Below are 11,725 nucleotides of genomic sequence, written 5' to 3' on the forward strand. Positions count from 1 at the left end.
AATCTTATAAAATAAATCTAACTAAATGGAAAAAGTTGCAAAATCGGTAGCGATTTCAGTATTTGCAAAAACACTTTTTGCTTCATTAACTAACTTTTTATTGTTATTCAAATTATATCTTGGGCTTATATGAGTCATTATAAGTCTTTTGGCATTAGCTTGTTTGGCAATCGTTGCCGCATGTATAGTGGTGGAATGACCACGTTCAATAGCCTTATCAACTAAAGCATGTTCTTGGGTTGCTTCATGAACAAGCAAATCAACATCATTAGCAAGATCAATTGAGGTTTGGCAAGGAATAGTATCACCTAAAATTGCTAACTTTCGGCCTTTTTTAATTTGACCTAAGTAATCTGTGCCATTAATTATTCGCCCATCATCAAGTGTAATTGTTTTACCATTTTTAAGATCGTTATAAAAAGGACCAGCCTGAATATTATCTTGCTTTAATTTATCGATATTAAGCTGAGCAGGTAGATCTTTTTCGATAATACGATAACCAAAACACGGTACACGATGTTGTAATAATTTTGCTTCTACTTGAAACTGATTATCTTCAAAAACGATACAATTTTCTTCAAGCTCAATGATGTTAAGAGGATAGGTTAACCAAGAATAACTAATTTCAATAACAGTTTCGATAAGGATTTTAATTCCTTTCGGAGCGATCAATGTTAAAGGAGATTGATTCTGCATCAAGGAACGGGAAGTTAAAACACCTGGTAGTCCAAACAGATGATCGCCATGTAGATGTGTTAAAAAAATGATCTCAAGTTTAGCAAGACTAAACTTGGCTTTTTGCATTTGCATCTGAGTTGCCTCACCACAATCAAAAAGCCAGAACTTACCCCGCTCTTGCCTAAGATCCAATAAAATACTGCTCACATTACGTTGTAATGTTGGGGAACCAGCACTTGTCCCTAAAAAAGTCAAATTCATAAAGATTTAAACATTTTTACGTTCAATAGTCTGCTCACCCCAGAACAACTTATCCGCTTTGGTTTTAGAAAACGCAATTTTCAACACTTCATCACTACCTTCTGACCAAATTTGTTCGGCAAGTTTTTCATCATGGTTAGCTAGCTCAAAAATAGCCTCAGCAATTTCAATCGAGGTTTCACGAACAGAAGCCCAAGATTTAATATCATGTATTTCTTTTTTATCGATGTTCATTTTGCTACTCCTTTGAGTTGAATTAGAGGTAAAATAAACCTATTTACTGCAAAACACAATAGGCTAAATACGTATGATAACAATTATTTCTCCGGCGAAAACTTTGGATTACCAATCTCCATTATTAACCCCAAATTACACACTTCCTCAATTTATTGACTTAACTAAAAAACTTATTCAAGATTGCAAAAAACTAAGTGTTGAGAATTTAGCTAACTTAATGTCTATTAGCAAAAAATTAGCCGAACTTAATTATGAGCGATTTAAAGATTGGCATAGTGATTTTAATCTTGAAAATGCAAGACAAGCTATACTTGCTTTTAAAGGTGATGTTTATGAAGGATTACATGTTGAAGATTTTACTGATAAAAATCTACAGTTTGCACAATCCCATTTAAGAATATTATCAGGTCTTTACGGTATTTTAAGACCACTTGACCTAATTCAACCTTATCGGTTAGAAATGGGGATCCGCTTAAAAAATGGTAGTAACACTAATCTTTATCAATTTTGGGGCGATAAATTAACTCAACACCTTAATAGTGAACTAGCCAAAACATCACATCGCACATTAATCAATTTAGCCTCAAACGAATATTTCAAAGCGATCAAACCAAAACAATTAAATGCAACTATAATTCAGCCTATTTTTTTAGATCAAAGTAAAGATACCTATAAAGTTATCAGTTTTTATGCTAAAAAAGCACGTGGACTGATGAGCCGATATATTATAAAAAATTGCATTGAAAAAAGTGAAGATATTAAAAGTTTTAATCTAGAGGGCTATCAATTTGATTCAAAACGCTCAACTGACTTAGAATGGTACTTCATACGCAATCATCAATAAAGTAATAACGATGGAATTTCTGACTACATTATGGGCGCAGTTTTTATCTACCCTGCCCCTTTTTATGTTAATTTTATTAGGTTTTCTAGCAGTTAAACTAGGTCGTTGGCAAAAAACAGTCACCGATAGCTTAACCAAATTTACCTTTTATATTGCATTTCCCATCATGTTATTTCAGATCATGAGCCATTTTTCTGAACATTCGCAAATTGATATAAAACTGTTATTCGTCTTTTTTGGTGGATCATTTATCGTCTTTGCGATTGGCTGCTTAATTGCATCTAAATTACTTAAGTTAAATGGTTCAGAAAGTACAATGTTTGCTATGGGTAGCATCTACACCAATACCGTGTTTGTTGGTATTCCTATTATCAAAATGTTATTAGGCGATAGTGCTATCCCTATTGTTGCCATTATCGTTATCTTTAATGCGTTAATTTTATGGACCCTTGCAACGGTTTCTATTGAATTTGTGCAAATGGGAAAATTTTCAACTAAAGGGATTGTTAAAGCCTTTAAAAATGTATCAAAAAATCCCATTATTATTGGAATTTTTACAGGCATTTTAGTAAATTTTATTGGTTTACCGTTACCTAACTTTATCGATAAATCAACAAAAATGGTGAGTGAGATGACAGCACCTCTTTCATTAATTGTTTTAGGAATGGGGCTGGCTGAATATAAAATTCGAGATAAACTTTTAATTACAACAGCTATCTGCACATTAAAATTGACTGTGTTACCTATTGTTACTTATATTGTAGGTAAGCTCATCGGACTACCAACTTTAGAATTGCAAGTGGTGGTATTACTCAGTTCGGTTTCAATCGCGATAAATTGTTATATGATGGCAAGGCAGTTTGAAGTGTTGCAAGGCCCTATTGCTTCTAGTTTGCTAATATCAACGACGCTGTCTTCTATCACAACGCCATTGATTTTATCTATTATGTTGCAGTTACCTTTTGCTTAATCTTGATTGAGTATCATTTAATACGTTTAAATTTATTATGTAAAATTAAGGCAAAAATAATAACAGTACTACCAATTAAAAATCGCCCCCAATCAATGGATTGATGCCAAATCACTACATTCACTAAAATTCCTGTTGGGATAACTACATTATTCATAATAGCCAAAGTGCCCGAATCCACTTTGGTTGCACCATAATTCCATAAAAAGTAACACACACCAGAAGCAACTATTCCAAGCCAAATAATAATTCCCCATTGCAAATTAGTTGTTGGTAATTTTGATGCATCACCAAACAGCAGCCAGCCAAAGCTGGCAACAATCACTGCTCCAAAATAAACCCAAGCAAAAGCTTGATGTTGGGGCATTGGATAAACCTCCATAATCCTTTTATACCCTACTTGACCTAATGCAAAAACAATATTGGCGCCCTGAATTAATAAAAAACCGATAATAAAATTGGCACTAATATGATCATAACGAATAATGGCTGCACCAACTACTGCAATAATTGCCATTAAAAGATAGCTAAGCCTTAAAGGATGTTGTTGCAATAGATCATAAATAACCGTGACATAGATTGGTGTAAAAATAGTGAATAATAAAACTTCAGGCACCAAAATATATTGAAAAGAATTATAATAAAAAAAGTACATAATCCCTAATTGACATGCCCCTACTCCCATTAAAAGCAACATCTGCTTAAAACGAATATTTTTAAAACGTAAAAATGGAATAAAAGTTATAAAGGCAAATAGCACTCGCATTACAACAGCAAACCAAGAATCGACTTGTCCACTTAAATAAACCGCAATAAAACTAAATGAGAATGACCAAATAATTGTCACAAAAATAAGATAAAGCATAATTGATGAATATAAAAAATAACTAGATACAGATCGTATCAATTGGCTTAACACTTGTAAACTTTATATCATAAAAATTGATTACTATGAGAAAATAATTGACAACCTGTAAGAACAATTGTCGCTATATACAGTAATTTGAGAAACCACGGTAATGAACACGCATAAAAAAATTTAATAAATAAAATTAAATGTTAGTGATAAAAAATTGACTAACGTAGCCTCTTTGGTGAAAAACCAAAACGTTGTTTAAAGTAAAAAGCAAAACGAGAGCCTGATTCATATCCCACTTCTTGGGCAATTTGTAGGATCGTTTTTTGGGTAGTTTGTAACAGCATTAAACCAAAATTCATTCTTATATCTAAGATAATTTTGGATAAATTATATCCTTCTAAAGCAAGATGTCGTCGTAAAGTTGATTCGCTCATAGCAAATTGTTTAGCAATTTCTGCTGCCTGCCACTTTTTGTCTGGCTGCTGGTTAATAATTTCGCGAATTTTTTGGCTAATTTTTGGGTTATTATTCAGGGGAAAATACACACCAAATGCAGATAATCTAATTAATAATTCAATAAATAAATGTTTAACAAGATTAGAATTGCATTGGTTATGGGTCAATAATTCTGTTTTAATCTGTACCAATCGAGTAATAAAAGTTTCAGGTAATATTGTTTCAACTTTAATTTTTTTAAGAATTTGACTATTCTGATAAAGATGAGATAAAGCAAATTGGTCTATTAACTGTGCATGCCAAGAATAACAGATGGCTTGATAATCCTTATCATCAATATAAAAATTATTTATATTCATTAAATTACCTGCTGGAATCAGGACTAATTGACCTGTTTTTACCTTAAAATATTCGCCCTCACATTCAATCTGTTTTTCGCCATTTATGACATAGACAATCATTGGATCATTGCTTTGAATCTGCTTTAGGGTTTGATTACAACGTTGTGTTATATAAGTCACTCGACCAATTGAAGCAAAATCCATAATCCTAATAGCCTATTAACCAATATCAACGTGAGTAGGAGTAAATCATATCTGCCTTCGCTATTTGATGCGAATTAGCAATAAAACCAATTAGAGCTGGTGTGGTTTGTTCATCAACCTCAATGTGATCAATGTCTAGTGCATAAAGTGTAAATTGATATCGATGAGTCGAATTTAGCGGAGGACATGGACCACCGTAATTTATCACGCCAAAATCATTACGTACTAACCTACTTCCTTTAGGTAATAAATTGGGATTATTTCCTGCTGATTGTTTAATAAACGGCGTTTGTACAGGAATATTAACAATCACCCAATGCCACCAACCAGAACCCGTTGGTGCATCAGGATCATACATAGTTAATACTAAACTTTTTGTCGCTTTGGGTAGATTTTGCCATGAAATTTGCGGAGATATATTTTCGCCTTGACAACCAAATTGATTGGATATAAACCGAGCAGTAAACCCGCTATCGACAAGATCAGTGCTAGTTAATTGTAATTGTGCCGCATTACTGCAACTTGTACTCAATAATAATGTACTATAAATAATGGCTTTCGCTTTGTACAAAATACGCATGTTAACCTCTTTTAACTATTAAATAAAAGCCATCATAAGGAATTTTCAATCTATAATCAGCACAAATTAGCTTAAATATGACACAAATTCGATTAATATTATCATTCTCTTGCGGCTAATACTCGTTCAACCATATCAACAATGGCTTGAGTTTGTGAGTCAATTTCAATTTTGACTTTGTCTCCTACTTACTTGTCAAAAAGGCAAAAGCTTCAATCGGGCTTTCTTTAATACGTTAAATGGTTGGGCGAATGACCATAAAGCTTTTAGCCAAATCAGTGACCGTTTATGATATAAGCGCCATATCTCTTGTCTGTAATAAGGCGTTAGTTTTGTTTTTTATGTATATCCATTACAGCAATTTTTCAAATTACTGTAAACAATGCTAGTAAATCCTAGAGATAAACAGATTTCACCAGCAACTATCCTGTGCAAAGGATTTGCCATTAATGTCTTTTTATGGTGTAACACAGACAGCGCGATAAGTTGAATAGGAAAAATCCCCGAAAACACGAGGTGCACCAACATTCGATATTACCCACATTCCTTTACCTTTATAATCACCACTTAATGACACATCTGCACTCCAATACATATAGCTATCCCAATCGGTTCCAGTATAACCATTGCATTTGGATGCACCACCAGAGCCTGCAGCATTCCAGTCATTGACTATACATCCCCATTCATTCAATATTCCCCCTATCCATCTTCCTCCAGTTTGGTAACTCAATTGACGAAGAGCAGCCCATTTATTCCGTCCAGGTATCCCACCTGACCAACCTCTCCTATTAGTGTTCGTATAATCATTCATATCAGGTATTCGATAACCGCTTCCTAAACTGTGACAATAATTCCTTACAGCTGTTTGAGCATCTGTGCCATTTCCTGTTCCATTATACACAACATTAGGCTGTGCTATATACCAACGCATTAGCCTGAATTCATATAATAATTTGTTCTTACTGCTATCAGCATACAGTTTAAAAGTTACAGGGTTAAAACTTTTATCATTTGAGTTATAACGCGGCCCTTTTAACGTTATCTTCAAACCTGGCTCGCTATACCCATATGGTTTAGGTCCATAATACTCATGCCTCCATCTTGGCGTATTTTCGGTGCTTAATATTAAACTGACATTTCCCCCCTCTTCTGCACTAACTAGATTACCATTGGCTGCTAATACTTCGGCTGGCGTTATACCTTCAAATAACAAATAAAAATACAATCCATGCGATCCTGTACTTGGAAAGTTATTTTCTTTTATGCTTGAGTCATTTTCGTAATTTCCATTATTTGATGCACTCGATACTTTGTACCCCTTCCAAGCAACCCATGTCTCACCATTTGAATTTTCATTATAATAGTCGCCATAAGCAGTGTCATCATGGGCCAAATTGGGTTGTGCATATAATACAGAACAAGGGGTTATATTATTTTTATGTGGTTTAATATAATAAGTGTGCTCTATTGCATTAAAAGTACTTTTTTTAGGTGAACCATACCGTGTTGATAATTCGCCTGAGGTTGCTTTTATCGTTAATTGATAATTTGCAGCACATGAAGTACTTAATAATTCGGTTGGGTTTGCTTTTACGTTTGCTGTTATATCGTTACCCATATTATCTTGCCACTTTACAGTTATACTTCCAGTGGCACTTATATCACCATCGCCATCATCATCGCCCCAATAATTGTATGGAGTACCAATTAAATTATTTAAATCAAAACTTGGATAATAGCTATTCCCTGATGTTGGGAGTGGCACCACTGTTTTTATATCACTAAACTTTTTTATACTTTGTGGTAGCTCTATCGGCTTTATGAAGCTTGATACATCTTCATTTGCTTTTATCTCCATTTCATCTGCTAAAGTTATTGCAAGTAATGCTTCGGTATTTTCTGCCTTAGTTAATCCACCATCAAAGGTTAGATATGGTGCACTACCATTGATTACATTACTGGTTGTCGCACTTAACGCATTTGCTATATTGATATTGGCAGTTAATAATAGACTTATAACAATAAATAATAGTGTGATGGAAAAATGAGATAATAAAAACCTTGAAGATTTTATAAGTAAATTAAAATTCGAATTTAATCCTAAATGAAAAGGCATTAGCGAATTGGTAATGCTTACCATCAATAAATTACGTCTTGTTTTCAATCCAAAAAATAAACTCAAGTGATAGCTAGCTATTAAACAACATGTTAACATGCTTCTAATTCCTTTGTTTCAATATATATTTATTTTAATTTTATATACTCAATATAAAGTATAAATAGGTTAAACGGTTTTTTCAAATTTGAAATTAGGGTATTTGTTAAGGAGTGTAAAAAGATAATTATTGATTCATTAGGGCGCTTTTGTCTGCGATGAAAACCCTGAGAATGTTGTCAAAAAGTTTCAGGTAACTATGTGTTTCAGTATAAAAAGTAATTAAGTATAAAATTTAAATTTTGTTGGGATTGATTTGTCGATAGTTTTCAACGACAAATCAATCACTTCAGATGTTTAAAAGATTAGTGCATGTTACAATAAAAATCTCTCAGATAGAATGTTGATTTAAATGAATTTTTCACTCAAAAGGTTTTAAGGGAAATCAATGAGTTATTATGGTAATATCAAGTGATGATATTTTTCCGCTATTAACCTGGAAACAAAAATAAAAATAAATTTTAGAAATGATTCACGTTGTTTAAAGCAATTTGATAAACGGTTAACATCTTGTAGAATTTAGGGAATTATTTTAATCATAAAGAGTAAATATCACTGATTTTCCATATGCCTTACAATATATTAAATATATCCTCCTTAAATGCCGTTATCTAAAACAAAGATCCTCAAAAATGATTAATTATGGCATAATATGCGCCAATTCATATTTCCGCGACTTCACTCAAAGGCTAATTATTACTTATATGAGTGAAACGCATGTTAAAGAGAGTAAATTCTAGTGTTAAGTACAAATAACATCACAATGCAATTTGGCAGTAAGCCATTATTTGAAAATATCTCAGTTAAATTTGGTAATGGCAATCGTTATGGTTTAATTGGCGCCAATGGCAGTGGTAAATCAACTTTTATGAAAATTATTGGTGGTGATTTAGTGCCAACCTCTGGCAATGTTGCTTTAGATCCTCATGAACGATTAGGTAAGTTACGCCAAGACCAATTTGCTTTTGAAGAGTTTACCGTGCTTGATACCGTAATTATGGGGCATACCGAATTATGGCAGATTAAGCAAGAACGTGATCGCATTTATTCACTTCCCGAAATGAGCGAAGAAGACGGCTTTAAAGTTGCTGATTTAGAAACCCAATACGCCGAAATGGATGGTTACAGCGCTGAAGCTCGTGCGGGTGAATTATTATTAGGTGTTGGTATTCCAATTGAGCAACATTATGGATTAATGAGCGAAATCGCACCAGGCTGGAAATTACGAGTATTATTAGCCCAAGCCTTATTCTCAAATCCCGATATTTTATTGCTTGACGAACCGACCAATAACTTGGATATCGATACTATCCGTTGGCTTGAAGACACCTTAAATCAACGCGAAAGCACCATGATTATTATTTCGCATGACCGCCATTTTTTAAATATGGTCTGTACCCATATGGCAGACATGGATTATGGTGAGCTTCGCATCTACCCTGGTAACTATGATGATTATATGACAGCATCAACGCAAGCGAGAGAGCGTTTATTAGCTGACAATGCCAAAAAGAAAGCACAAATCAGTGAGCTACAATCTTTTGTTAGTCGATTTAGTGCCAATGCGTCTAAATCAAAACAAGCAACTTCGCGCGCAAAACAAATTGAAAAAATTAAACTTGAAGAAGTCAAGGCCTCTAGTCGTCAAAATCCATTTATTCGTTTTGAACAAGATAAAAAACTATTCCGTAATGCGCTTGTTGTTGAAAACCTGACCAAAGGTTTTGATAATGGTCCACTATTTAAAAACTTAAACCTAATGGTCGAAGTGGGCGAAAAAGTCGCTATTTTAGGGACTAACGGTATTGGTAAAACTACATTAATAAAAACACTAATGGGCGAGCTTACTCCCGAACAAGGCGATATAAAATGGTCTGAAAATGCCAATATTGGTTATTATGCACAAGATCACGAATACGAATTTGAAGGCGACTTAACTGTATTTGACTGGATGAGCCAATGGAAGCAGCCAACCGATGACGAGCAAGCCGTACGTAGTATTTTAGGCCGATTGTTATTTTCACAAGATGATATTAAAAAGCAAGTCAAAGTACTATCAGGTGGTGAAAAAGGACGTATGTTATTTGGTAAATTGATGATGCAACGCCCAAATATTATTGTTATGGACGAGCCAACCAACCATTTAGATATGGAATCTATCGAATCACTCAATATGGCATTAGAGCTTTATCAAGGCACGCTATTTTTTGTTTCACACGATCGCGAATTTGTTAGTTCATTGGCAACACGCATTGTTGAAATTACACCTGAAAAAGTCATTGATTACACAGGTAATTATGAAGATTACTTGCGTAGCCAAGGGATTGAATAATTAGCCATTACTAAAAATAGCCACAAATACGAATGTGGCTATTTTCTGTATATTAATAATTTTTATTGTTTTTATACAATGCTAAAGTAGCTTTTTCTCGATACTATTTTCGACAAACAGGAGTGCATCCATCATATTTAAGCAAATTATAACCAACATAACCATTTTGGATATCAATGCCAAATATAAGTCCATTTGTATACGCCTGACTACTCCAAGTGCATCCTTGAGATAAATCAAAACCATTCTTAGGATAACCTTTATATAAATTCCCCCATTCACCATAAAACGTCCCATCTATATCTCGAGATAATCGGGCTTCTCGATTATGATACCATTCAGGAAATGATCCAGTTCCATTCCCGGTTACAGCTGTTGCTGCACTTGGAGCATTGCTGAGTTCCATTGGTGAATAAAAATAACTTGCCGCTTCTTCTGCACTAATCATCCCTAAATCACGTCCAGCACAAGCATTAGCTGCAGGAAAAATACCATTTCCAGTATTTAAATACTCCTCTGTTTTATATTGTGTTGGAGGAAGTGCTCGTATCCATTTTTTAATGGTAAAAGAATAAATAGATGTTTTTGAAGGCCTTATTATATTGGGTTTTGTCCTTGCTGTTAAAATTACATTAAAAGGTAAATTGGGATGAACGGATGAATTAAAGGTAACAACACCTTCACTTCCCGCTACATTACTTATTGAGACTAAATTCGGATTACTTGATGTATAAATATAATCACTTTGTTCATTACTCATTCTTAAAGTAAATTTTGCTTTATCAAAAGCCGTTGTGGGGAATTTAGTAGGAGCCAAAGCCGAAAAACCCTCATTAGGGAAGAAAACTCTAGGATTATAACCACCAATAAATTTGCAATTTGTTGTATTGGTACAAGTGTTTTTGTTAACGCCAGAAGCATCATAAATTTGTAAACTAGCAGGCTTTATATAGCAAACTTTGAAATCATCAACTTTTATTGTATACGTTTTACTAAGACTACCATAAGCATGTTCAAATGGTATACCATATTGAGATTGCGCTTTAACACCATTAGCGCTAATCGTCAATTGATATGGGCTTTGGCATGAATCTAATTTGTTTTTTAATTCATCAGCAGATAACGTTCTTATCGTACCATCTGACTGTCGATAGCGCCAAGTAGCAGTTAATGTACCTGTTATTCCCATAGTTGAATGAGCGAAATCACCATCATCATCACCATAACTTACTCCCACAATATTTGATAAACGTTTTGGTTGTCCATCAGCAACAACTTTTGTAATAAATTGATTAAATTTATCCCCATTATGCGCATAAATTACTTTATTTATTGATGGATGAATTACTACATAGTTAGAGGAAATATCAGGTTTTTGAAAACTCAATAAATCAGCCAGTTCATTAATAGCAGAGCCATTTAATTTTATATAAGGGGCTGAACCTTCAATTGTTTTTATTGTCTTTGCAGATAAAGCAGCATAACTATTAGTAATGGTCAATAATGTCATAAAGATAAAAAAGATGAAATTTATCATCTGAATTTTTCGTATTTTTATCAATCTAAGATAATAAATAATGTATTTATGGCAATTTTTATAAACAAAGAATGAATTTTTGAGGAATTTACTTGATAATATTTTTTTACACAAAGAATAAATTAATGTTGTGTTGTGTTGTGTTGTGTTGTGTTGTGTTGTGTTGTGTTGTGTTGTGTTGTGTTGTGTTGTGTTGTGTTGTGTTGTG

The 11,725-nt window shown here is 33.5% G+C and carries 10 protein-coding genes and 1 pseudogene; 3 read left to right on the forward strand and 8 right to left on the reverse strand.

What is annotated here, in order from left to right:
* Positions 1–21: 21 nt before the first annotated feature.
* The gene (gene rnz / locus J6569_RS05525) at positions 22–939 is read right to left on the reverse strand and encodes a ribonuclease Z (RefSeq protein WP_174798177.1); all 918 of its coding nucleotides are present in this window, start codon (positions 937–939) and stop codon (positions 22–24) included.
* 6 nt (positions 940–945) lie between these two features.
* Positions 946–1,173, reverse strand: coding sequence for a YccJ family protein (locus J6569_RS05530; protein ID WP_034910542.1), 228 nt, complete (start codon positions 1,171–1,173; stop codon positions 946–948).
* A 73-nt stretch (positions 1,174–1,246) separates the two neighbouring features.
* Here J6569_RS05530 and yaaA point away from each other — a divergent pair, with 73 nt between their 5' ends.
* Both yaaA and J6569_RS05540 read left to right on the forward strand, forming a co-directional pair.
* A complete protein-coding gene (yaaA, locus tag J6569_RS05535) occupies positions 1,247–2,020 on the forward strand; it encodes a peroxide stress protein YaaA (RefSeq protein WP_296317991.1) in 774 nt (257 codons plus the stop codon).
* 10 nt (positions 2,021–2,030) lie between these two features.
* On the forward strand, positions 2,031–2,990 hold the full coding sequence (locus J6569_RS05540; protein WP_296302580.1) for an AEC family transporter: 960 nt from the start codon (positions 2,031–2,033) through the stop codon (positions 2,988–2,990).
* A gap of 13 nt (positions 2,991–3,003) precedes the next feature.
* Here the strand turns inward: J6569_RS05540 and J6569_RS05545 are convergent, their stop codons facing one another.
* The 5 genes and pseudogenes from J6569_RS05545 to J6569_RS05560 form a co-directional block, all read right to left on the reverse strand.
* Positions 3,004–3,855: a carboxylate/amino acid/amine transporter gene (locus tag J6569_RS05545; protein ID WP_065589804.1), complete on the reverse strand. Its 852-nt coding sequence runs from the start codon at positions 3,853–3,855 to the stop codon at positions 3,004–3,006.
* A gap of 212 nt (positions 3,856–4,067) precedes the next feature.
* Entirely contained in the window at positions 4,068–4,850 is a 783-nt protein-coding gene (locus J6569_RS05550; RefSeq protein ID WP_085164084.1) for an AraC family transcriptional regulator, read from the reverse strand.
* Positions 4,851–4,875: 25 nt separating this feature from the next.
* Positions 4,876–5,430, reverse strand: a complete 555-nt coding sequence (locus J6569_RS05555; protein ID WP_065589802.1) for a YbhB/YbcL family Raf kinase inhibitor-like protein — start codon at positions 5,428–5,430, stop codon at positions 4,876–4,878.
* A 101-nt stretch (positions 5,431–5,531) separates the two neighbouring features.
* Positions 5,532–5,624: pseudogene (locus tag J6569_RS11250) on the reverse strand (riboflavin synthase); the annotation flags it as partial.
* 263 nt (positions 5,625–5,887) lie between these two features.
* Positions 5,888–7,648: a hypothetical protein gene (locus J6569_RS05560; RefSeq protein ID WP_085164085.1), complete on the reverse strand. Its 1,761-nt coding sequence runs from the start codon at positions 7,646–7,648 to the stop codon at positions 5,888–5,890.
* 739 nt (positions 7,649–8,387) lie between these two features.
* On the opposite strand from J6569_RS05560, the gene J6569_RS05565 reads away from it, so the two are divergent.
* Positions 8,388–9,980: an ABC-F family ATPase gene (locus tag J6569_RS05565; RefSeq protein ID WP_034910532.1), complete on the forward strand. Its 1,593-nt coding sequence runs from the start codon at positions 8,388–8,390 to the stop codon at positions 9,978–9,980.
* A gap of 103 nt (positions 9,981–10,083) precedes the next feature.
* On the opposite strand, the gene J6569_RS05570 is transcribed toward J6569_RS05565, so the two are convergent.
* Positions 10,084–11,517, reverse strand: coding sequence for a hypothetical protein (locus J6569_RS05570; protein ID WP_296317994.1), 1,434 nt, complete (start codon positions 11,515–11,517; stop codon positions 10,084–10,086).
* Positions 11,518–11,725: the final 208 nt, after the last annotated feature.

The sequence above is a fragment of the Gilliamella sp. genome, assembly GCF_024104075.1.
Lineage (GTDB): Bacteria > Pseudomonadota > Gammaproteobacteria > Enterobacterales > Orbaceae > Gilliamella > Gilliamella bombi.